We start from the raw sequence: 22,569 nt of genomic DNA on the forward strand, positions 1-22,569 counted from the left end.
CCGCCGCGGCGCGCATCGCGACCGCGCTGCCGGCCACCGTCCCCGCGGAGCTGCCGGCCGAGACGCCGGCCACCGGCGTCGCCCCCGGGCTCGGCGCCGGGATCTCGCTCCGGGGCGTCGACGCGCGCTGGCCGGGAGCGGCGGAGCCCTCGCTGCGCGGGATCGACCTGGACGTCGCGCCCGGGGAGCGGCTGCTCGTCGTGGGATCCAGCGGCGCCGGCAAGACCACCCTCGCCCACGTGCTGGTCCGTTTCCTGGAGCACCGCGGCACGTTCACGATCGGCGGAGCCGACGTGCGGGAGATCGCCCCCGACGACCTGCGGCTGACGGTCGGCCTGTGCGAGCAGAACCCGATGCTGTTCGACGAGGACATCCGCCAGAACCTGCTGTTCGCCCGCGACACCGCGACCGACGACGAGCTGACCGACGTGCTGGAGCGGGTGGGCCTCGGCTCGTGGCTGCGGGAGCGGGGCGGTCTCGGCGCCCGGGTGGGCGAGCGCGGCGCGCTGGTCTCGGGCGGTCAGGCCCAGCGCATCGCCCTGGCGCGGGCGCTCCTGCGCGGCTTCGACGTGCTCGTCCTCGACGAGCCGACCGCGGGGGTCGACCCCGCCGCGAGCGACGCCCTGCTCACCGACCTGCTCTCCGTGGCCGGGTCGGAGCGGGCCGCCGGCGCGGACCGGGCCGTCGTGCTCATCTCGCACGTCACGGTTCCCGCGGGTCTCGTCGACCGCACCGTGCGCCTGGCCGACGGACGCATCGTCTCCTGAGTCAGGTCAGAGGCTCATCGCGAAGGCCTGCGCGCCGTGATGCGACGGCAGCGGCGTGAAGCCGAGGCGTGTGTAGAACGCGAGGGCACCGGTGTTGGCGGACGACGCGACGAGGTGCAGGCTCGGCACGCCGCGCTCGCGCAGCGCGTCCGCCAGCGTCTCGATCAGACGGCGCCCCCACCCCTGTCCCTGGATCTCGGGCAGCAGGTCGATGTGGAGGTGGGCGGGATGCGCGTCGCCGTAGGGCTCGGCTCCGGCGCGCCGGCCGTAGGCGTAGATCAGCGTGCCGTCCTGACGCGTCCGCTCGCTCTCGGGCAGAGGCCAGCGCGCGGCGAAGCGCGGCCACCACTGCGTCGCGAACCAGTCCTCGAACGCCCGCGTGTCCGGGGTCCCGACGACGTAGCCGAGCGGGGTCCCCTCGTCGCTCTCCACGACGAAGGCGAGGTCGGGATGCCGGGCGACGTACGGGAGGACGAAGACCTCGCCCCACAGGTCGTCGTCTTCGAAGATCCCCGTCCCGTCGGCGCCGGCGTCGGCGGTGCGCAGACAGATCTCGGACAGGGCGGGCTCGTCGCCGGGGCGGAAGGGACGGATCTGGGTCACGCTCCGAGTCTAGGGAGCGGGTGCCGCCGCCTCCGGCTGCGCGGTCGGCGTCGTCTGGGATGCCTCGGGTGTCTGGGGTGCCTCGGACGTCTGAGCGTCCTGCGTCGTCGGGGCGGCCTCGGCCGCGGCCGTCATGCGGTTGGCCATCCCCCGGAAGATGAAGCCGTGGAACGGCAGCACCGCGAGCCAGTACAGCCGGCCCGCGAGCCCCCGCGGGAAGAACACGGCCCGCTGCCGGTAGACCGCACCGCCGCCCGCGCCCGGTTCCGCCGGATCGCAGGCGAGGTCGAGCCAGGCCAGCCCCGGCACGCGCATCTCGGCGCGCAGGCGCAGCAGGCGCCCCGGATCGACCTTCTCGACCCGCCAGAAGTCGATCGCGTCGCCGACCGCCACGCGTCCGCGGCTGCGGCGCCCGCGCGCGAGGCCGACTCCGCCGACGAGACGGTCCATCCATCCCCGGATCGCCCACAGCACGGGCGAGGAGTACCACCCGCTCTCGCCGCCGATCGCGGAGATCACCGCCCAGAGCCGCTCCGGAGACGCGGTCGTGCGCGCCGTGCGCACGTCGGTGTACACGGTGCGCCCCGCCCACTCCGGGTCGCTCGGCAGCGGATCGGACGGGACGCCCGACACCGCGGCGTCCTGCCAGCTCGTCTCCACCGCGTCGGCCTCCACGCGGCCGAGCGCCAGCCGCACCGCCTCGCGGTAGCCGGTGAGCCCGTCCGCGGGCGGCGGGATCAGCCGGTCGACGTCGTGGTCGTTCATGACGCAGTCGTGCACGAGAGAGGCGATGAGCGGACGTGCGATCGAGCGCGGCACCGGCGTCACGACATTCACCCAGTGCGAGGCGAGCCCCGGCGTGAGCACCGGCAGCGGCGCGATCGGCCGCTGCGGAAGCCCCGCCTCCACCGCGTAGCCGTTCATCATCTGGCCGTAGCGGAGCACGTCCGGTCCGCCGATGTCGACCGTGCGGTTGACGTCCGGCGCTACCCGTGCGGCCCCCAGCAGGTAGTGCATGACGTCTCGCACGGCGATCGGCTGGATGTGGTTGCGCACCCAGCGCGGCGCCGGCATGTAGGGCAGCACCTCGGTGAGGTGGCGGATCATCTCGAACGAGGCCGAGCCCGACCCGATCACGACCCCCGCCTGCAGCACCAGCGTCGGCACGCCGCTGCGGAGGAACTGCTCGCCGACCTCCACCCGTGAGCGCAGGTGCGGACTCAGCTCCACGCCGTCGGGGTGGAGCCCGCCGAGGTAGACGATCCGGCCGACGGAGGCCGAGGCCGCCGCGGCCGCGACGGTGCGCGCGGCGGCGAGGTCGCTCTCCTCGAATCCCTTCCCCTGGCCCATCGAGTGGATGAGGTAGAACAGCACGTCGACGTCGGGCACGGCCTCGGCGACGGCGGCCTCGTCGTCCGCGGAGCCGGCCACCACCTCGACGTCGTCGCCCCACGAGAAGGCGGGGAGTCGCCCGGGGTGGCGCACCAGCACGCGCACCCGGTAGCCGGCGGCCAGCAGGCGCGGCACGAGCCGGCCGCCCAGATAGCCGGTGGCCCCGAGCACCAGCGCGCGCGGGGCGGAGCCGTCGGCGCGCGGGAGGGCGCGCAGCACCTCCTCGCGCCCGGTCGGAGTCGACAGGCCCGCGTGATCCTCACCCATGCGGGCACCTTACGCGCTCCGGCGCCGCACCCCCTACCCCCTTGCGTCCAGGCGTTCTGGCGTCCAGGGGGATCGGCGTGGCGCGGTCAGCGGCGGCCGGTGCCGAACACGCCGCGGATGACGGAGTTCAGGATCGTCTGCGTCGTCTTGGAGTTGAGCACCTGCTCCAGCGGCGACGTCTGCTTCGCGCGCGTCGTGCGCGTGCGCGTCGAGCCGCCGGTGGCCTTGATGAGGCGGTCGTACTCCTTCTGACGCTCGCGCTCCGCCGCGGCGTCGGCCTTGGCGATCGCGGCCTGCTGCTTCGCGAACTCGGCGTCGGCCTTGGCCTTCTCGACGGCCGCCCGCTCCGCGGCATCCTGCTCGGCGGCCGCGTTCATCTTGGCCGTGAGGATCTCGCGCGCCGACTCGCGGTCGATGGCGGTGCCGTACTTCGCCAGCAGCGGCGACGCGTGCACGGCGCGCTCGATGTCCGGGTCGGGCGTGGGCGACATGAGGCCCTGCGGCGCGCGCAGCCGCGTCCAGGCGACCGGCGTCGGCGCCCCCTTCTCGCTCATCACCGTCACGATCGCCTCGCCGGTGCCGAGCTCCTGCAGCGTGCGCTCGAGGTCGTACCCGCTCTTGGGGTAGGTGCCGACGGTCGCGCGGAGCGCCTTGGCGTCGTCGGGGGTGAAGGCGCGGAGGGCGTGCTGCACGCGCGATCCCAGCTGCGCCAGCACGTCGCCGGGCACGTCCTTCGGCGTCTGGGTCACGAAGAACACGCCGACGCCCTTGGAGCGGATGAGCCGCACGGTCTGCGTGATCGCCGCGAGAAAGTCCTTCGAGGCGTCCCGGAACAGCAGGTGCGCCTCGTCGAAGAAGAAGACGAGCTTCGGCTTGTCGAGGTCGCCCACCTCGGGGAAGATCTCGAACAGCTCCGCGAGGAGGTACATCAGGAACGTCGAGAAGAGCGCCGGCTTGTCGGCGACGCCGGGGACCTCGAGCAGCGAGATGACGCCGCGCCCGTCGGCGGCCGTGCGCAGGAAGTCCGCGACGTCGAACTCGGGCTCGCCGAAGAACACGTCGGCGCCGTCGTCGGCGAAGGTGATCAGCTCGCGGAGGATCACGCCCGCCGTCGCCGCCGACAGCCCGCCGAGCTCCTTCAGCTCGGCCTTGCCGTCCTCGCTCGTCAGGTACGACAGCACCGCCCGCAGGTCGGCGAGGTCCACGAGCGCGAGCCCGTTGGCGTCGGCGTAGTGGAAGACGAGGCCGAGGCTCGACTCCTGCGTGGCGTTGAGGCCCAGCACCTTGCTGAGCAGGAGGGGCCCGAAGCCCGACACCGTCGCGCGGACCGGCACGCCCTTGCCGACGCCGCCGAGGGCGAAGTACTCGGTGGCCGAGGCCGCCGGCGCCCAGTCCTGCCCGATCGCGCTGGTGCGCGCGAGCAGCTTCTCGTTCGGCGTGCCCGGCGTCGCGACGCCCGACAGGTCGCCCTTGATGTCGGCGGCGAAGACCGGCACGCCCTTGGCCGCGAGCTGCTCGGCGAGGCCCTGCAGCGTGCGCGTCTTGCCGGTGCCGGTGGCGCCGGCGACCAGGCCGTGCCGGTTCATCATGGCGAGCGGGATGCGGATCTGCGCGGTCGGCACCGGGTCGGTGTTCACGAGCGCGCCGAGGTCGAGGGTCGGCCCGTCGAACGTGTAGCCCGTCACGACGGCGGCGACCTCGTCCGCATCCAGCGGCCCATCCGACGGCGCCGGCTCGGCGGTGGGCTCCGTCGCGGACGGTGCTCCCGCGGTCGGCGGCTCGACCGCGGCGGCCGTCGAGGGAGCCTCCTCCTCCGCGGCGGCGGCGTCGGGCGCCGGCGCGTCGTCCCGGCCCGCCTTCGCCGCCTCGGCCTTCGCCGCCGCGAGCGCGGCCTTGGCCTGGGCGAGCTTCAGCGCCGCCTCGGCGGCGTCGGCTTCGGCCTGCAGGCGGGCGAGCTCGGCGGCGGCGGCATCCTCGGGCGCGGTCATGCGCTCAGCCTAGCGAGCGCTCCCTCGCCAGCGGCAGGGTGAACGCCGCGGCGACGACCAGCGCCGCACCCGTGCCCACGAGCACTCCGCCGAGGGTGTCGCTCAGCCAGTGCGCGTGCACCTGCGTGCGGCTGAATGCCATGAGCGCCGCCCACGCCGCGCCGACCAGCGCCACCCACACGCGCGGGAAGATGATCGTCACGGCGACGGCGATCGTGGCGGCATTGGCGGTGTGACCGGACGGGAAGGACCCGTGGTCGGAGATCACGAGCATGTCCTCCGGGCGCACCCTGCCGAAGATCGTCTTCAGCAGCTGCACGAACGCCGCGCTCAGCCCGGAGGCCGCAAGGAAGTACAGGCCCGATCGCCACCTGCGCGCCGCGACCAGCGCGAGGCACCCGCCGAGGGGCACCACGTATGTGGCGAACCAGCCGCCGCCCAGGAAGTCGAGGGTGTACGACAGGTGGCTGAGACCGGGGAGCACCGAGCCCACGGTCGTGTTCCACCAGGTGTCGATGTCGACGTCGGTCTCGAGCGCCACGGCGATGCCGAGCACGATGGCGGCCGTCATCAGGACGAGTCCGACGACGAGGCGCTGGAGGCCCCAGGTGATCTCGACATCTGTGACGCGCATCGCCCCAGCGTAGCCGCGGCCGGGCCCGTGTCCGCGCCCGGCGCCGCACGGCGTCGCTCGTGTCGGGTCAGGGGGCGAGACGCTCCACGGTCCGGGGACGCACGATCAGCCAGAGCGAGGCCAGGCCGATCACGGCGCAGCCGACCATGACCGAGGCCATCGTGGTGGCCGTGATCCCGGCGTCCTTCGCGATCCAGCCCACGAGCGGCGAGATGATCCCGGCCACGCCGAAGTTCGTCGCGCCGACGATCGACTGCGCCGTGCCCGCCGCGTTCCCGTGCCGGTCGAGGGCGAGCACCTGCACGCAGGGGAAGGTGAAGCCGCACGCGGTCATGAAGAAGAACAGCGGCACGACGGTTCCCCACAGACCCAGCCCGAGCTGATCGGTGATGATGATCGACGCGCCGGCGACGACGAGCACCGCCGTCGACCAGGCCAGCACCCACTGCGGACCGAAGCGCGCGGCCAGCCGCGACGCCGCCTGCACCCCGAGCACGACGCCCAGGGAGTTGGCGGCGAAGAGCAGTCCGTACTGCTGCGCGTCGAACCCGTAGGACTCCTGGAACAGGAACGACGAGGCCGACAGGTACGAGAACAGGCCCGAGAAGCTCATGCCGCCGATGATCAGCACGCCGATGAACACGCGGTCGCCGAAGACGCTCCGGTAGCGCTGCCAGACCGTGGTGGCCCCCCGCTCCCGGCGACGTGCCGGCGGCAGTGTCTCGGGGATGAAGATGATGGCGGAGACGAGCATCACGGCGCCGTAGATCGCGAGGACTCCGAAGACGCCGCGCCACGACGTGACGAGCAGCAGACCCGAGCCCACGAGCGGCGCGAGCACGGGGGCGACGCCCGAGACCAGCGCCAGCCGGGACAGCATGACCACGAGGCGGCGCCCGCCGAACAGGTCGCGCACGATCGCCGCGGCGACGACACCGCCCGCGGCGGCTCCGGCCCCCATGAGGACGCGGGCGACCGAGAGCAGCTCGAGGGTGGGCGCGAAGGCGGCCGCCGCGCTGGCGAGCACGTGGAGCGCGGTCACCGCGAGCAGCGGCAGGCGGCGCCCGACCTTGTCGCTGAGGGGCCCGACGATCAGCTGGCCGAGGGCGAAGCCGATCATCGTGCCGGTCAGGGTCAGCTGGATCGCCGCGTCGGTGGTCTGGAAGTCCTCGCGCAGCACCGGGAAGGCGGGCAGGTAGAGGTCGATCGTGAAGGGCCCCAGAGCGGTGAGCGCCCCGAGCAGGATGACGTACAGCACACGCCGCGGCGTGGAGATCCGATCGCCCGGATGCAGGACGATCGGCGCCGTGGCCGGATGGGCGCCCAGGGTGCGGATCGCGCCGGTCGCGGCGGGGCGGGCGGCGGGCGGGAGCGGGATGGAGGCGGTGTCGCGCACGGGATCCTTGGGGAGCGAGAACGGGAAGACGGAGAGAGGAATGACCGGCGAACGGGCGCGGAACGGAACAATTCCTGCGCAGGGAAGGGCCGAATCGATTCGACGACCTCTCGATCTTAGCGCTTTCCCAGCCTGCGGGCTCATGCCGGTGCATAGGATTGACGCGTCCGTGTGCCTCGCGCCGGACCATCCGCCGTCCCCGAGCCGAGATCACCGCACATGACCCCGACTGCCCCCTCCGGTAAGCGCGCGAGCGGCAACCCCGCCACGCAGGCTTCGCTGAACCAGACCGCCAAGCAGCAGCGCGAGCAGCAGAAGCAGGCCAAGCTCGCCGAGTACCAGCGGCAGCTCGAGAAGCGCCGGCGCAGCAAGGTGCTGTGGTGGGTGGTCGGATCGACCGCGGGGCTGGCGGTCATCGCACTCATCGCCGCCTCGATCATCTTCACGCCCCGCCCGGTCACCCTCGAGCGGGGCGACGGCGACGGCTCCGGGATCTCCGGCGTCGAGACCTTCAGCAACTCGGCCACGCACGTCGAGGGCGAGGTCACCTACGCGCAGACTCCCCCGGCCGGCGGCGACCACAACCCCGTCTGGCTGAACTGCGGCGTCTACTCCGAGCCGGTTCCGAACGTCAACGCGGTCCACTCCCTCGAGCACGGCGCCGTGTGGATCACCTACGACCCCGAGCGGGTGGACGACGCGGGCGTCGCGGCGCTGCGCGAGCAGCTGCCCTCCAGCTACGTCATCCTCTCGCCCTACCCCGGTCTCCCCGCACCGATCGTCGCGAGCGCCTGGAACGCCCAGCTCCAGGTCGAGTCGGCCGACGACGAGCGCATCGGCGAGTTCCTCGGCGCGTACTGGCGCAGCACGAGCGCACCCGAGCCCAACGCGGCCTGCACCGGCGCGCTCGACGCGCCCGGCAAGCAGTCCTGAGGCCCCGCGCGCACATGACCGACGACGCGCCGGAGACGGCGGCGGCCCGCACCCTCCCGCCGTGGTGGGCGGTCCTGCTGGTCGCACTCGCCATCGCCGGCACGGCGTTCGCCATCGGCCGCTTCTCGACGTTCGACATCGCCCCGGTCACTCCCGGCGACACCTCGGCCGAGGCGGGCTTCGCGCGCGACATGCAGGTCCACCACTCGCAGGCGATCGACTTGGCGATGACCATCTACCGCTCGACCGACGACGGCGACCTGCGCGCCCTCGCCTACGACATCGCCACGGGGCAGGCCGAGCAGAAGGGCGTGATGTACGGCTGGCTCGTCCAGTGGGGACTCCCCCAGGCGGGCGGGCCGACGATGCAGTGGATGTCGGCCTCCGAGGCGGGACACGCGCACGGCGGGTCCTCGTCGGCGCCCCTGTCCGAGCAGGAGGCGCGCGAGGCGATGGGCATGGCCAGCGAGGCGGAGCTCGACGAGCTCGGCGCGGCGACCGGCCGTCAGGCGGACTGCCTGTTCCTGGAGCTGATGATCCGCCACCACGAGGGCGCGATCCCGATGGCCGAGGCGATCCTCGAACTCGGCACCGAGCCGCAGGTGCTGGCCGTGGCCGAGCGGATGAAGAACGCGCAGCAGTTCGAGATCGACGCGATGACCTCGATGCAGCAGCGCCTCGGCTGCAGCGGCTGACCCCGGCTCCCGCCGCCGAGCTCCCGGACAGACGAAGATCGGGGCCGCTCCCCCCGGTGCGGCCCCGATCCCGTACGACGCGCGGGGCGTCAGCCCTTCGTCGACCCGGCGAGGAGCCCGCGGACGAAGAACCGCTGCAGCGACAGGAACACGATCAGCGGCACGATCAGCGCGATGAACGCGCCGGCGGTGAGCAGATACCAGTCCTGGCCACGGCTGCCGGTCATCTCCGCCAGCAGCTTGGTGATCGGCGCCACGTTGCCGTCGGCGAAGATCAGCGCCACGAGCAGGTCGTTCCAGACCCACAGGAACTGGAAGATCGCCACCGAGGCGATGGCGGGGGCAGTCAGCGGCAGGATGATCCGGAAGAAGATCTGGCCGTGACCGGCGCCGTCGACCCGCGCCGCCTCGATGACCTCGCCCGGGATCTCCGAGACGAAGTTGTGGAGCAGGTAGATCACCAGCGGAAGGCCGAAGATCGTGTGCGCGATCCACACCTGGGCGTAGCCGGCGGAGCCGAAGGGCGTGACGACCGGGAACCCGAGGATCTCGCCCTGTGCGAAGAACTGCAGCACGGGGATGAGCGCCATCTGGATCGGCACGATCTGCAGCGCGAACACGCCGATGAACAGGATGTTCTTCCCGCGGAAGTCCATCCATGCGAACGCGTACGCGGCCAGCAGCGCGATCGAGATCGGCAGCACCGTGGCCGGCAGGGTGATCGCGAACGAGTTCACGAACGCCCCGGCCATGTTCAGCTGGCTGTTGCCGGTCTGGAGCGCCGTCGCGTAGTTGTCGAGCGTGAAGCCCCAGTTCTCGAAGATCGTCCACCAGCCGGTGGTGTTGATGAACTCACGAGGACGGAACGAGGTGAGGAAGAGGCCGAACGTCGGCACGGTCCACACGGCGGCGATGATCAGCGCCGCCGCGGTCGCCCACGGCGAGCTCAGGCGCTTCTTCGTGCCGGAGAACATCTTCTTCTCGCCGCGCTTGACGCGGCGTGCCGTCTGGTCGTCGACCGACAGGGCTGCGGGTGCGACGGTCATCAGCGGATCTCCCTCTGCTTCTTGAGCTGCACGGCGTTGTAGATCACGATCGGCAGCACCAGCACGAACAGGATCAGCGCGAACGCCGCGGAGCGACCCTGTTCGAAGCTCCGGAACTGGGTGTACATCTCGTTCGCGAGGACCGAGGTGCTGTTGGCACCGGCGGTCATGGTGCGGACGATGTCGAACACCTTCAGCGAGCCGATCGAGATCGTCGTCAGGACGACGATGAGGGCGGGGCGGATACCGGGTACCACGACGTTGATGAACCGCTGCCAGGCGTTCGTGCCGTCGAGCTCTGCCGCCTCCAGCTGCTCCCCCGGGACGCCCTTGATGGCGGCCGAGAGGACCACCATCGCGAAACCGGTCTGGATCCAGATGAAGACCACGATCAGCCAGAACGTGTTCCACGGATCGTCGGCGAGGAAGTTGTACGGGTCGCCGCCGAACCAGACGATCACCTGGTTCAGGAAGCCGATCTGGTTCTGCCCCTCGGGACGGGCGGTGTACATGAAGCGCCAGATGATCGACGCGCCGACGAACGAGATCGCCATCGGCATGAACACGAGGATCTTGTAGTACTTCTCCCCGCGGGTCTTGTCGATGAAGTACGCGTACGCGAGACCCGCGATCGTCGAGATCACCGGGGCGATCAGCACCCAGAGGATCGTGTTCACGATGACCCGCACGTTCTGGGGCTGCGTGAAGATCCACTCGAAGTTCGCGAAGCCGACGAAATCCGTGCCGGTCCTGTTCATGAAGGCCTGGAAGATCGTCTGGATCGTCGGGATGACGAGTCCGACGGTCAGCAGCGCCAGCGCCGGCGTCAGGAACCCGACCAGCTGGAAGATCGACCCGGCTCCCCCCTTGGAGCGCTGATCGAGGAAGAACAGGACGAGACCCAGGACCGCGGCGGTGGCCGCGGCGATGGTCCACGAGTCCATGACGAGAAGGACGAGCGCAGGTCCGACGACGCAGGCGATCAGTCGGATGATCGTGTACGTGCGGCCCGCGCGCGGCGCGATCTCGATGAAGAAGAGGATGAGCGCCACCACCGCCAGGAAGACGCCGACGATGACGACGATCTCCAGCCACGGGTTGAGGGTGGACAGCCACCGGAAGAAATCTTGAATGGTCATGGGAGCCTTTCGAGTGCGACATCGGACTCGGTGGCGGCGCGACGCGCCGCGGGAGAGGAGAGTGGGACCGCCCCGTGCCGGGACGGCCCCACTCGGCGTCAGATCACTCGGACGGCCAGCCGGACTCGATCTGCTGGAGAACGCTGTCGGTGTCCGACCCGTTCACCCAGTCGACCATGCCCTTGAAGAACGTGCCCGAACCGACAGCACCCGGCATGAGGTCGGACGCGTCGAAGCGGAACGTGGTCGTGTCGGCCTGCAGGATCTCGATGGCCGCCTTCAGGATGTTGCTGGAGGCCTTGGAGGCGTCCAGACCCTTGTTGGCGCTGATGACACCGCCGAGGCCGACGCGGGAGTTCGCCCATTCGGGGCTGGAGAGGTACTCCTGCACCTTCTGGGTCGACTCGGAGTCGTCGAAGGCGGCGACGATCTCGCCACCACCGGTGACGACCGCGCCGTCGCTGGCTCCGCCGGCCTCGAACGGCGGCATCAGGAAGGCCCAGATGTCGCCGTCCTCGGCGACCTCGCCGCCCGCGTCGCTCACGAAGCCGTCGTAGAACGAGGCCTGGTGGTGCAGCGCGCAGTCACCGTCGACGAGCGCCTGTGCCGGGTCGCCGAAGGGCGTCGTCACGATCGTGTCGGTGCCGCCGAACCCGGCGTTCACGTAGTCGGGGTTCAGCGCGATCTTGCCGAACTCGTCGAAGGCCGACTTGATGGCCGGGTCGGTGAACGGCGTCTCGTTCGCGATCCACGCGTCGTAGACGTCGGTGCCGGACTGGCGCAGGACGAGGTCCTCGATCCAGTCGGTGCCCGGCCAGCCGGTCGCCGCGTCCGAGCCGAAGCCGATGCACCACGGCGGCTGATCCGTGTCGGCCTGGATCTGCGCGGTCAGGTCGAGCAGTCCCTGCCAGTCGGTCGGGACCTCGTAGCCGTTGTCCGCGAAGAACGACGGCGAGTACCAGATCCAGCCCTTGACGCTGGCCATGAGCGGCGCGCCGTAGAGCGTGCCGTCGACGGTGGCGTAGTTGGCCCAGTCCTCGGACCAGCCCGACTCGACGTTGGCCTTCACGGCGTCGGGTGCTTCCTTCAGGTAGCCCAGGTTCGCGATGTCGGCCATCAGGCCCGGCTGCGGGAAGATCGCGATGTCAGGGGCGCTGCCACCCTGAGCGCGGACGGCGATCTGCGCCTCGAACTCCTTCGACGACTCGTACTCGATGTCGATGCCCGAGGACTCCTCGAAGTCCGCCCAGGACTGCTCGAGCAGTTCGGCCTCGGTGTCGGCGATCGTGCCGTAGACGGTCACGACATTGTCGTCGGCGCCCCCCGAGTTGTTGTCCCCGCCGTTGCCGGCGCCCGGGCCGCCGCTGCAGCCTGCGAGAGCGATACCGGCGACGCCGATGACGGCGAGCGGTGCGAGTAGACGTCGCTGTGCCATCCCCATGTGATTCCTCCTCATTGAGTGCCCGGAACGCTCCGGGTGCACGCGGGTTCCCCGATAGGGAACCGCTTCCAGGCCAGGCTAGGGGAACGGTCGGCGAACTCACAACATCACCCACATCACAACCCGATAACGGCGCGGATCCGCGTAATACCGCGCGAGCACCCCGCGACGCAACCGGTTCCACAAAATCGCGCCGATCGGATAGAGTTCCCCCGTTCCGACTCGAAGGGGAGTTCATGGCCGGCATCGCTGACGTCGCCGCACGGGCGGGCGTCTCGAAGGCGACCGCCAGCCGGGCGCTGACCGGCAGCGGGTACGTCTCGGACGCGACGCGCCAGCGCGTCCGCGCGGCCGCCGACGAGCTCGGCTACGTCCCGTCGACCAGTGCCGTGAGTCTGGCCACCGGGCGCACGCAGAACGTCGGGGTGGTCATGCCATACGTGAACAGGTGGTTCTTCGCGGAGGTGCTGGAGGGCATCCAGCAGGCGCTCCTGGAGCAGGGCATGGACCTCACCCTTTACGACGCGAAGCCCGGAACGCCGGGCCGAGAGCGCATCTTCGGCGACTTCCTCGCGCGCAAGCGGTTCGACGGACTGATCGCGGTCGGACTGGAGCCCCAGAACCACGAACTGGAGCAGCTGCTCCAGATCGGCCGGCCGATCGTCAGCGTGGTGGGCGGCGGCGAGGATGCGAGCCTCATCGCGATCGACGACGACTACGCCGCCCGGCGCGCCACCGAGCATCTCCTGGGCCTCGGCCACACCGCCATCGCGTTCCTCGGCGGGGGCATCGGTCCCCACTGGGCCCACGTCGATCGCCAGCGGCTGTCCGGCTACGAGAGCGCCATGGCGGAGGCAGGCATCGCCGACCGGATCCGCCACGTGCGCTCCGACGTGTCGCTGCCCGGCGGCTACGAGTCCGCGGTCGACCTGCTGGGCGACCCCCGGCGCCGGCCCACGGCGATCGTCGCGGTCTGCGACGAGGTGGCCGTCGGCGCCATCATCGCGGCGCGGCGCCTCGGCATCCATGTTCCGGGCGACCTCAGCGTCGTCGGCATCGACGACCACGAGTACGCCGAGATGTTCTCGCTGACCACGCTCCAGCAGGTGCCCCGCGAGCAGGGGCGGGCGGCGGTCGAGATGCTGCTGGCCCACATCGCCGACCCCGAGCGGCCGGTGGCGAACGTGCGCATGCACGCGCGCCTGATCGTGCGGAGCACCACCACGGCCGTGGACGCGCAGAGCTCGGCGGTCCTCGACGCGGATCTGATCCGCGACTCCGCCCCCGACTGAGCACGCAGAAGGCCCCCGGGACGAACCCGGGGGCCTTCGATTCGCGAGAGCGAGATTACTTCAGGGTCACCGAAGCGCCGGCCTCTTCCAGAGCGGCCTTCGCCTTCTCGGCGGTCTCCTTGTTGGCGCCCTCGAGGACGGCCTTGGGAGCACCGTCGACGACGGCCTTGGCCTCGCCGAGGCCGAGCGAGGTGAGCTCGCGGACGACCTTGATGACCTGGATCTTCTTGTCGCCGGCGGCCTCGAGGACGACGTCGAACGAGTCCTTCTCCTCCTCGGCGGCGGCGTCGCCGGCACCACCGGCGGGGGCGCCGGCAGCGGCGACCGCGACCGGGGCGGCGGCGGTGACGTCGAAGGTCTCCTCGAACGCCTTGACGAACTCGCTGAGCTCGATGAGCGTGAGCTCCTTGAACGCGTCGAGCAGCTCCTCAGTGCTGAGCTTTGCCATGATGATTCTCCTTGATTGGGGTTGTGCTATGCCGAAGCCCGGATTCAGGCCGCGGACTCCTGCTTCTCGCGCAGCGCGTCGACCGTGCGAACGGCCTTCGACGGGAGCGCGTTGAAGACGTAGGCCGCCTTGGTCAGCGAGGCCTTCATCGCACCGGCGAGCTTCGCCAGCAGGACTTCACGGCTCTCGAGATCGGCGAGCTTGTTCACCTCGGCGGCGGTCAGGGCGGCACCGTCGAAGTAGCCGCCCTTGATCACCAGCAGAGGGTGTGCCTTGGCGAAGGCACGCAGACCCTTGGCGACGGCGACAGGGTCACCGTGCACGAAGGCGATGGCGGACGGGCCCTTGAGCTCGTCGTCCAGTCCTTCGACCCCCGCGTTGCGCGCGGCGATCTTGGTCAGCGTGTTCTTCACCACGGCGTATTCCGCGTCCTGACGAATGCTGTTGCGCAGCTCCTTGAGCTGGGCAACCGTCAGACCGCGGTACTCGGTGAGCAGAACGGCGGTCGAGCCCTCGAAGTTCTTCGTGAGCTCGGCGACCGATGCTTCCTTCTGCGCCATGGCCACTCCTTGTGTGTACGTGACGCTCCACGGTGGCGGAGCGTGGGCCTCGACGCGCCGAGGTCGATCGGCATCCACACATGACAAAAGCTCCGGCGCAAGCGCACGGAGCTCGGATCGGTTTCCCGGAAGTTCTGTGTACCTGCGCGGGTCCCTGCAGTGCAGAGCTTCGTCGGCTGTTCCCTCGCGGGCGCAGCCGAGACCAGCGGTCTTTGGCTTGCCTCCACTCTACGCCATCCCGCCGCCCCTCCCAAATCCCGCACGACGCTCCTTCCGTCGACCCCACCCGATCCCGTCCACCCCACCCGCTAGAGCCCGGCGAGAAGGGGCCGGCTCGGCAGCAAGCGGTGGGCTCGACGCGGGAGCGGGATGCCGAAGGCGGACAGCCGTACCGCAAGCGCCTCGGGCGTCCGCACATCGCGCATGCCGCCGCGGACGACGCGGTACCCGGTGACGCCCCGGATCCAGTCCTCGCGGCGCTTCTCCTCCCGCACCGCCTGCTCCGGGGTGCGCCCGCCGAGCAGCGCGGGGTCGGTGTACTTCGCCTCCCCGTCGCACTCGTAGAAGGCTCGCGCCCCGGGCAGCTCGATGTCCACCCAGTACGCGGACCCGGGCGACGCCCCCGGGATCCGCACCTGGAGAGGCGGCCGCTCGAAGCCGAGACGGACGATCTGCAGCAGCGAGAGCGACTCCAGCGTCGACTGGGCGCGACCGTCGGCGACGGCGACGATGTCGCGGGCTTGCCGGATGCCGCGCACGCCCGCCGCGTCGACCCGCGCGGCGAGCGCGCGACGCAGACGCTCGGCCCGCTCGTGGTCGAAGTCGCGCGGATCCCCACCCTCGCGCGCGAGGGCCGCGTTGGCCGCCACGAGGGCGACCTCCGGACTCGCCAGTCGTGCGAGGTCGTACACGGTCCGCTCGATCGACGTGCACAGGACGCCCGCCACCGAGACCACCTCGCCGAGGGCGAGCGCGCCCTCGTGCCGGAAGACGTCGGGCGCGCTCCGCCGATCGCCCTCCCCCACGATCACGTGGACGCGCCGCGGCGCGGGGCAGGCGAGCGGGATGCCGTGGAGCACCAGAGCCGAGGAGAGACCGAAGACGGTGGCGCCCGGCGCCCGGGCGGCAGCGTCGACGGCGAGGACATGCGCCAGGTGACGGGATTCGCCCCACAGCTGGGTCCACAGCTCGCCGGCGATGTACGCCCCGCGGCGCACGCGGTGCAGCCCTCCGGATTCGCATGCGGCGCGGATGCCGCGCGGCGTCCACCCCCGCGCGATGAGATGCTCCGTCGTGCGGAGGGCCGCCCGCAGTTCCCCCTCGTCCGCTCCGCGCATCGTCCCAGCGTGGTCGCGGCGCCCGCGCATCCGCGCTCGTTCGGCTCCGCCGTCAGCCCGCGCCGCACTCCCCCCGCCTGGGGAGGAGCCGCCGCGCCGGGTCCGCCGCGTCGGCAGCCGGCCGGGAAGCCTGCCGACCCCACCCCATCCCGCCGACCCCACCCCCTGCGGCGCGGCACGAGAGGGCGGGGTCGGCGCGACAGGGCGGGGTCGGCGGGAGAGGGTGGGGTCGGCGGGAGAGGGCGGGATCGCGGAGCGCGAGGGGGTGTCGTGCGGGCCGAGGTCGGATCCGCGGGTTAGCCTCGAAGACATGACTCCGGAGGCCATTGCACGCGTCGCGCCGGCGCTGGCATCCCGGATCATCGCGGACTCGCGAGACCGTGTCGCGTGGATGCGCGCCCGCTCACGAGGGATCACGGCCACCGATGTCGCGCAGCTCACGAGCGGGAACGCCATCGCGCGCGCCGCCGACGCGAAGCTGTCGGGCGGCTCGAGCTTCTCGGGCAACGCCTACACCGCCCACGGCCGCCGCCGCGAGCCCGAGATCGCGGCGTGGGTCGCGGCGACGCATGCGATCCAGCCGTCGTCGGCGCTGTTCCACGCCGAGATCGAGAAGCGCCATCTCGCCACACCGGACGGCATCTCCGTCGACGCGTCGGGCCGGGTGACCCTCTGCGAGATCAAGACCACCAACAAGACGTGGCGGTCGATCCCCCGCACCTATCTGCGCCAGGTCTGGTGGCAGCAGCACGTGCTCGGCGCCGAGCGGACGCTCGTGGTGTGGGAGGAGCACTCCGACTTCGTGCCGGTGGGCGACGAGCCCCGCTGCGCGTGGGTCGATCGCGACGAGCGGGAGATTCGGCTGCTCGTGGGCCTCGCGACCGAGCTGATCGACGAGCTGTACCGCCGCACCACCCTGCGCCGCGCGCAGGTCCCGGCCGCACCGCCCGCACCCGCGCGGCCGCGCGAGCCCTTCCGCGCGCTCGCCCTCGCCGACTGAGCGATCCTCCGCCCCCTCCGCCGCCGCTCCGCGCGCGGGGAATAGTTGACGCGCGTCAACGATTGGACATATAGTTGACCGATCTCAACCGTTGACCTATATCAACTAACTGTCGCAAGGAACCGCATGTCCACTCCCTCGTCCGACGCCGTCGAGAAACCGCGCATGACGCACCGCCAGGTGCTCGAAGCGCTCTCCGGCCTCCTCCTCGGCATGTTCGTGTCGATGCTCGCATCGACCGTCGTGTCCACCTCGCTGCCCGTCATCATCCACGACCTCGACGGCAACCAGGTCGCCTTCACCTGGGTCGTCACGGCCACCCTGCTGACCACGGCGATCTCGACGCCGATCTGGGGCAAGCTCGCCGACCTCACCAACCGCAAGGTGCTCTACCAGCTCGCGATCCTCATCTTCGTGCTCGCGACCGCCGCCGCCGGCTTCTCGCAGAACCCGGAGATGCTGATCGCCTTCCGCGCCGTCCAGGGCATCGGCGCCGGCGGACTCGCCGCACTCAGCCAGGTGCTCATGGCCGACATCATCAGCCCGCGCGAGCGCGGCCGCTACATGGGCCTGTTCGGCGCCGTCATGGCCGTCGCCACCATCGGCGGACCGCTCCTCGGCGGCGTCATCACCGACGCCTGGGGCTGGCGCTGGAACTTCTTCGTCGCCCTCCCCGTCGCCATCATCGCGCTGATCCTGGTGCAGCAGACCCTCCACGTCCCCGCCCGGCCGAAGAAGAAGACCTCGATCGACTACCTCGGCATCGTGCTCCTCTCGGCGGCCGTCTCGCTCCTGCTCGTCTGGGTCACCCTCGCCGGCGACTCGTTCGAGTGGTGGAGCCTGGAGACCGTGCTCATGGTCGGCGGCGCGGTCCTCGGCGCCGTGCTGTTCGCCCTCGTCGAGCTGCGCTCGCGCGAGCCGCTCGTGCCGCTGTCGCTGTTCCGCAACCGCACCTTCACGCTGTCGGTGATCGCGTCGATCGCCACCGGCATCGCGATGTTCGGCGCGTCGGTGTTCCTCAGCCAGTACATGCAGCTCGCCCGGGGAGCGACCCCCACCGAGGCGGGTGTCATGACGATCCCCATGATCGGCGGGCTGCTCGTCGCCTCGATCGGCGTCGGCGCCCTCATCACGCGGTTCGGCAAGTGGAAGGCCTTCCTGGTCCTCGGTGCGGTGTTCCTCATCGCGGGCTCGGTGCTGCTGTCGACCATCCACTACGACACCGACTTCACGCTCGTCTCGATCTACATGTTCCTGCTCGGCGCCGGCGTCGGCATGACGATGCAGAACCTCGTGCTCGTCGTGCAGAACACGACGGAGCCGACGCAGATCGGCGTCGCGAGCTCCGGTGTGACGTTCTTCCGCAGCCTCGGCGGCACCATCGGCGTCTCGGTCATGGGAGCGGCGCTCGCCACCCGCGTGACCGAGCTCGTCGGCGAGCGCACCGACGACATCACCGCCGCCCTGGCCACCCTCGGCACCGAGGCGCAGACCTGGGCCGCCCAGCTGCAGTCGGGCACGCTCCCCCAGGTCTCGGCGATGCCCGAAGCCCTGCGGATCGTGTTCGAGGACATCTACGCCAACGGGATCTCGCACTCCTTCCTCATCGCCGTGCCGTTCGCGGTGCTGAGCCTCCTGGCGATCGTGTTCCTCCCGAACAAGCCGCTGACGACGATGACGACCACCGAGCGCCTGCAGGCCGGCGAGGCCGACCTCGCGACCGTGTCGGTCCCCGCCGCCATGGGGACCCTCACCGCGACCGGCTCGGTCCGGACGGTGGATGCCGCGGCGGTCGCCTCCGGCGCGGCCGACGCCGGACGCGAGCACGCGGGCCCGAAGGACTAAGGTCGATCCGATGTCGTCCACCGAGTCCCGAGAGGCGCGCACCGAGGCGGTGCGCGCCCTCGAGGCGCAGTTCAGCGAGCTGATCAACCACTTCCGCCGGATCATCACCGAGAACGCCCATCGGGTCAGCCCCGGGATGCTCCCCGGCGCCTACAAGGTGTTCACGACGATCGTCCGGCGCGAGTCGGTGACGCAGTCGGCGCTGGCGGAGGATCTGCTCGTCGACAAGGGCCAGCTCTCGCGCACGGTGCGCGAGCTCGAGACGCTCGGGCTCGTCGAGCGCTCCCCCGATCCGCGCGACGGCCGCTCCAGCCTCCTCTCTCCGACCGCGCTCGGCCTCGAGCGGCTGCAGGCCGCCCGGCTGCCCCAGGAGGACCTGCTGCTGCGCAACCTCGAGGAGTGGGACGAAGAGGACATCCGCAACCTCACCCGGCTGCTGCACGCGCTGACGAGCGGCGCGCGTCCCTGACGAGGGCGCTGCCGGACCGCGCTCAGCTCTCCTGGTGGCTGAACGCCGCGTCGAAGGAGGCCGCCGGGGCGCGCCACAGGAGCGACCGGACGAAGCCGACGGCCTCGGCGGCGCCGTGCAGGCGGTCCATGCCGGCGTCCTCCCACTCGATCGAGATGGGGCCGGCGTAGCCGATCGCGTCGAGCGCGCGGAACGCGTCCTCCCAGGGCACGTCGCCGTGCCCGGTGGAGACGAAGTCCCACCCGCGCCGCGGATCGCCCCAGGGGAGGTGGGAGCCGAGGATCCCCGCCCGGCCGGTCGTGGGACGCAGCCGGGTGTCCTTGCAGTCCACGTGGTAGATGCGGTCGGCGAAGTCGACGATGAACGCGACGGGGTCGATCCCCTGCCACATCATGTGCGACGGGTCCCAGTTGAACCCGAAGGCCTCGCGATGCCCGATCGCCTCGAGCGCCGCCCGTGAGGTCCAGTAGTCGTACGCGATCTCGCCCGGGTGCACCTCGTGCGCGAATCGCACCCCCTCGGCGTCGAACACGTCGAGGATGGGGTTCCACCGCGCCGCGAAGTCCTCGTAGCCCGCCTCGATCACCGCGGACGGAACCGGCGGGAACATCGCCACGTACGGCCAGATCGACGACCCCGTGAAGCCCACGACCGTGTCGACGCCGAGCTTTCGGGCCACCCGCGCCGCCCGCTTCATGTCCTCGGCTGCGCGTCGCCGGACCCCCTCGGCGTCGCCGTCGCCCCATACGTACTCGCGGAGGATCGCCTGGTGACGGAAGTCGATCGGCGCATCGCAGACCGCCTGGCCGGCGAGGTGGTTCGAGATCGCGAACACGCGCAGTCCGTGCCGGTCGAGGATCTCGAGGCGCGACCGCGCGTAGGCGTCGTCCTCATCCGCTCGGCGGAGGTCGAGATGATCGCCGGACGCCGCGATCTCCAGGCCGTCGTACCCCCATTCGGCGGCGAGCCGTGCGACCTCCTCGAACGGGAGGTCGGCCCACTGCCCGGTGAACAGGGTGACCGGATGCTCAGCCATGATGCTCCTTCGCGTCATGTGCTCGAAGATACGCGAGCGAGTCGGCCGCGAGGGCGTCCTGCGACACGGCGAGCGGACGCCACACCGACGCGGCCACCGCGATCGTGGCGTTCTCCCCGGTGAAGCTCTCCAGGCCCAGCACCCCGTCGTAGCCGGCGTCGTCGAGCGCGCCGAGGATCCCGGGCCAGTCCGTGTGGTCCTCGCCGACCGTCCCGCGGTCGCTGCCGCACACCTGGACGTGCGCGATCGCGGCACCGGCGCGGCGGATGGCGTCCTGCGGCCGCTTCTCCTCGATGTTCAGGTGGTAGGTGTCCAGCGCGAGGCCGAGTCCGTCGCCGAGGAGCGGGCCGAGCGCGGCCACCGCCTGGTCGACGGTGTTGAGCAGGCTCGTCTCGTAGCGGTTGAGCGGTTCGACCGCGAGCCGGATCCCGAGGTCCGCCGCCTGGTCCGCCAGCGGCCGGAGATTGTCCCGCAGCTCCGCCTCGACCGCCGCGCGCTCGGCGGCATCCATCCGCCACGTGACCCCGGTGGGCGCGTAGAAGGGACCCGCCACGCGAGTCGCCCCGATCGTCGAGGCGGCGTGCAGGCACGTCCGCAGGTACTCGGTCGTCGCCGCCACGTCGCCCGCGCGGGCGACGAGCGAGCGGCCCGGCCCCATCGCGCCCACGACGACGGGCTCCAGGTCGAGCTCGTGGAGGAGGTCGCGCGCCCCCGCCGCATCCCAGTCGCCCGGGGTCTCCAGCGGGAGCTCGATCGCCTCGAAGCCGAGCGCGGCGGCCCTGCGGGCCAGCGCCGGCAGGGTGTCGTCGGTGAGCGGCGATGCCCACACCCATGTGTTGACGCCGATCCTGCGGGTCATGTCTTCCTCACCTCGAAGGGATGTCGCGTTTCGTCTCGCCTGCGGCTCGCTCAACGACCGGGAAAGGCCGCTCCGTCTCGCCGCGGCTCGCTCAACGACCGGGAAAGACCGCTTCGTCTCGCCCGCGGCTCGCTCAACGACCGGCGGGATGTCGGCCCGCGGCCGTTGAGCGAGCGCAGCGAGACGAAACGCCGCGACGTGCCCGTTACGGGATCTGCCGCTGCTGCCAGACCTCGGGGAAGCCCGGCAGGTTCTCGCCGCCGAACTTCGCGTAGTGGCCGTCGGGCATGCCCTCGTTGGCCGCCAGGTACTGGTCGAGCTCATCGACCGTGATGGGGCTCTGCGGGAGCACCCACTCCTTGGGGATCTCCTCGCCGGCGAAGATCTTCTGCGCCGCCAACAGCGGGGTCCGCCACTGGAAGTTCGAGTAGACGGGGGCGAGCCCGGTCAGGCCCGTCTCCTTCCACTTACGCAGGAAGCTCATCTCGTCCTCGCCGGTCATCACCGGGTAGTCGACGCCGGCGTCCTCGAAGGCCTCGATCGCCGCGACGGCGCCGTCGCCGGCGTCCATCCAGATGCCCTTCACGTCGCCCTTGGCGAGCTCGTCGCTGATGATGCTCTTGATCTCGGCGGGATCGGCGCCCGTGAAGTAGTCCACCGCGTCGATGCCCGCCTCGGTGAACAGCTTCTCGGCGGCGGCCCAGCGCTGCTCGAGCACGTCGACGCCCGGAAGGATCCGCAGACCCACGACCTTGTCGCCCGGCTCCAGGTTCTCGATGAGGAACTCGGCCGTGTCGATGCCCCAGGCGAAGCCGCCGATCGGGTGGATGAAGGTCACGGGGCAGTCGGTCTGCACGCCGCGGTCGAACACGATGACCGGCTTTCCGGTCTCGCACGCCCGCTCGACCGCCGGAGTCATCGCCGCCGTGCTGTTGGGCGAGATGAGGAAGACGTCGCAGCCGCCCTCGGCGATGAAGTAGTCGATGTCGGCGATCTGGGTGTCGTCGGAGTCCTGCGCGTCGCGGGTCTCCATCTCGCTGATCACGCCTTCGTCCTGGAGCACCTTCAACTGCTGGTTCATGGTGATCCAGCCGGTCTGGCGCCACGGGTTGGAGATCGAGGCGTTGGCGAAGCACGCCTTCTTGGCGCCTTCGCTCGCGTACTCCGACGTGTCGACCATCTCGGCGTTGATGTACTGCAGGTAGGGCTCGTCGGCGGGCCCCTCCGGAGCGACGCCGCGCTGGGCGTCCTGCGTGTCGAAGACCTCCTGGTCGAACCATTCGTTGGCAGACGCCGACTCGCTGGGCGCGGGGTCGGTCGCGGCCGGTGGGGCCACATTCGGATCGGTGGTGCACCCGGCCAAGGCGAACACCCCGATCATCGCCACGGCAGCGGTGGCGATCGTCGTCGATCGTCGCATTG

Annotated in this window: 21 protein-coding genes; 7 read left to right on the top strand and 14 right to left on the bottom strand. The window is 71.1% G+C overall.

Annotated elements, in window-relative coordinates:
- Positions 1-767 (top strand): ATP-binding cassette domain-containing protein (locus QQZ13_RS13820; RefSeq protein WP_284529952.1); only part of this gene is annotated, 767 nt, incomplete at its 5' end.
- A gap of 6 nt (positions 768-773) precedes the next feature.
- Here the strand turns inward: QQZ13_RS13820 and QQZ13_RS13825 are convergent.
- From QQZ13_RS13825 to QQZ13_RS13845, 5 genes are all read right to left on the bottom strand, one after another.
- Positions 774-1,370, bottom strand: a complete 597-nt coding sequence (locus tag QQZ13_RS13825) for a GNAT family N-acetyltransferase (protein WP_284529955.1) — start codon at positions 1,368-1,370, stop codon at positions 774-776.
- 9 nt (positions 1,371-1,379) lie between these two features.
- Entirely contained in the window at positions 1,380-3,029 is a 1,650-nt protein-coding gene (locus tag QQZ13_RS13830; RefSeq protein ID WP_284529956.1) for an SDR family oxidoreductase, read from the bottom strand.
- An 86-nt stretch (positions 3,030-3,115) separates the two neighbouring features.
- A complete protein-coding gene (locus QQZ13_RS13835; protein ID WP_284529958.1) occupies positions 3,116-5,017 on the bottom strand; it encodes a helicase HerA-like domain-containing protein in 1,902 nt (633 codons plus the stop codon).
- 4 nt (positions 5,018-5,021) lie between these two features.
- Positions 5,022-5,651: a phosphatase PAP2 family protein gene (locus QQZ13_RS13840; protein ID WP_284529960.1), complete on the bottom strand. Its 630-nt coding sequence runs from the start codon at positions 5,649-5,651 to the stop codon at positions 5,022-5,024.
- A gap of 67 nt (positions 5,652-5,718) precedes the next feature.
- Complete coding sequence (locus QQZ13_RS13845; RefSeq protein WP_284529961.1) at positions 5,719-7,047, bottom strand: multidrug effflux MFS transporter; 1,329 nt, start codon at positions 7,045-7,047, stop codon at positions 5,719-5,721.
- A 219-nt stretch (positions 7,048-7,266) separates the two neighbouring features.
- On the opposite strand from QQZ13_RS13845, the gene QQZ13_RS13850 reads away from it, so the two are divergent.
- Positions 7,267-7,980: a DUF3105 domain-containing protein gene (locus tag QQZ13_RS13850; RefSeq protein ID WP_284529962.1), complete on the top strand. Its 714-nt coding sequence runs from the start codon at positions 7,267-7,269 to the stop codon at positions 7,978-7,980.
- 14 nt (positions 7,981-7,994) lie between these two features.
- A complete protein-coding gene (locus tag QQZ13_RS13855) occupies positions 7,995-8,675 on the top strand; it encodes a DUF305 domain-containing protein (protein ID WP_284529963.1) in 681 nt (226 codons plus the stop codon).
- A gap of 89 nt (positions 8,676-8,764) precedes the next feature.
- Here the strand turns inward: QQZ13_RS13855 and QQZ13_RS13860 are convergent, their stop codons facing one another.
- The 3 genes from QQZ13_RS13860 to QQZ13_RS13870 form a co-directional block, all read right to left on the bottom strand.
- A complete protein-coding gene (locus tag QQZ13_RS13860) occupies positions 8,765-9,721 on the bottom strand; it encodes a carbohydrate ABC transporter permease (protein ID WP_284529964.1) in 957 nt (318 codons plus the stop codon).
- Positions 9,721-10,860: a carbohydrate ABC transporter permease gene (locus QQZ13_RS13865; RefSeq protein WP_284529965.1), complete on the bottom strand. Its 1,140-nt coding sequence runs from the start codon at positions 10,858-10,860 to the stop codon at positions 9,721-9,723. The genes QQZ13_RS13860 and QQZ13_RS13865 overlap by 1 nt, the downstream gene beginning before the upstream one ends.
- Positions 10,861-10,963: 103 nt before the next feature.
- Entirely contained in the window at positions 10,964-12,301 is a 1,338-nt protein-coding gene (locus QQZ13_RS13870; protein WP_284529966.1) for an ABC transporter substrate-binding protein, read from the bottom strand.
- A 236-nt stretch (positions 12,302-12,537) separates the two neighbouring features.
- Between QQZ13_RS13870 and QQZ13_RS13875 the strand changes: the two genes are divergently transcribed.
- Positions 12,538-13,593 (top strand): LacI family DNA-binding transcriptional regulator, encoded by a 1,056-nt coding sequence (locus QQZ13_RS13875; RefSeq protein WP_284529967.1) that lies wholly within the window; start codon positions 12,538-12,540, stop codon positions 13,591-13,593.
- A gap of 55 nt (positions 13,594-13,648) precedes the next feature.
- Here the strand turns inward: QQZ13_RS13875 and rplL are convergent, their stop codons facing one another.
- From rplL to QQZ13_RS13890, 3 genes are all read right to left on the bottom strand, one after another.
- Positions 13,649-14,041 carry a 50S ribosomal protein L7/L12 gene (gene rplL / locus QQZ13_RS13880; RefSeq protein WP_067162486.1) on the bottom strand — a complete coding sequence of 131 codons (393 nt, stop codon included), beginning with the start codon at positions 14,039-14,041 and terminating at the stop codon, positions 13,649-13,651.
- A gap of 44 nt (positions 14,042-14,085) precedes the next feature.
- Entirely contained in the window at positions 14,086-14,601 is a 516-nt protein-coding gene (gene rplJ, locus QQZ13_RS13885; RefSeq protein ID WP_284529970.1) for a 50S ribosomal protein L10, read from the bottom strand.
- A 308-nt stretch (positions 14,602-14,909) separates the two neighbouring features.
- Complete coding sequence (locus QQZ13_RS13890) at positions 14,910-15,938, bottom strand: hypothetical protein (RefSeq protein ID WP_284529971.1); 1,029 nt, start codon at positions 15,936-15,938, stop codon at positions 14,910-14,912.
- A gap of 310 nt (positions 15,939-16,248) precedes the next feature.
- Between QQZ13_RS13890 and QQZ13_RS13895 the strand changes: the two genes are divergently transcribed.
- The 3 genes from QQZ13_RS13895 (at position 16,249) to QQZ13_RS13905 (ending at position 19,252) form a co-directional block, all read left to right on the top strand.
- Positions 16,249-16,938, top strand: a complete 690-nt coding sequence (locus QQZ13_RS13895) for a YqaJ viral recombinase family protein (protein ID WP_284529972.1) — start codon at positions 16,249-16,251, stop codon at positions 16,936-16,938.
- 126 nt (positions 16,939-17,064) lie between these two features.
- Positions 17,065-18,783 carry an MDR family MFS transporter gene (locus QQZ13_RS13900; RefSeq protein WP_284529973.1) on the top strand — a complete coding sequence of 573 codons (1,719 nt, stop codon included), beginning with the start codon at positions 17,065-17,067 and terminating at the stop codon, positions 18,781-18,783.
- Between the two features lie 10 nt (positions 18,784-18,793).
- Positions 18,794-19,252: a MarR family winged helix-turn-helix transcriptional regulator gene (locus tag QQZ13_RS13905; RefSeq protein ID WP_284529974.1), complete on the top strand. Its 459-nt coding sequence runs from the start codon at positions 18,794-18,796 to the stop codon at positions 19,250-19,252.
- 22 nt (positions 19,253-19,274) lie between these two features.
- Here QQZ13_RS13905 and QQZ13_RS13910 read toward each other — a convergent pair whose 3' ends face one another.
- The 3 genes from QQZ13_RS13910 to QQZ13_RS13920 form a co-directional block, all read right to left on the bottom strand.
- Positions 19,275-20,288, bottom strand: coding sequence for a sugar phosphate isomerase/epimerase (locus QQZ13_RS13910; protein ID WP_284529975.1), 1,014 nt, complete (start codon positions 20,286-20,288; stop codon positions 19,275-19,277).
- On the bottom strand, positions 20,281-21,147 hold the full coding sequence (locus tag QQZ13_RS13915; protein WP_284529976.1) for a sugar phosphate isomerase/epimerase: 867 nt from the start codon (positions 21,145-21,147) through the stop codon (positions 20,281-20,283). The genes QQZ13_RS13910 and QQZ13_RS13915 overlap by 8 nt, the downstream gene beginning before the upstream one ends.
- 205 nt (positions 21,148-21,352) lie before the next feature.
- Positions 21,353-22,567, bottom strand: coding sequence for a substrate-binding domain-containing protein (locus QQZ13_RS13920; RefSeq protein WP_284529977.1), 1,215 nt, complete (start codon positions 22,565-22,567; stop codon positions 21,353-21,355).
- Between the last annotated feature and the right edge of the window lie 2 nt (positions 22,568-22,569).

This window comes from Microbacterium sp. T2.11-28 (assembly GCF_950097975.1).
Lineage (GTDB): Bacteria > Actinomycetota > Actinomycetes > Actinomycetales > Microbacteriaceae > Microbacterium.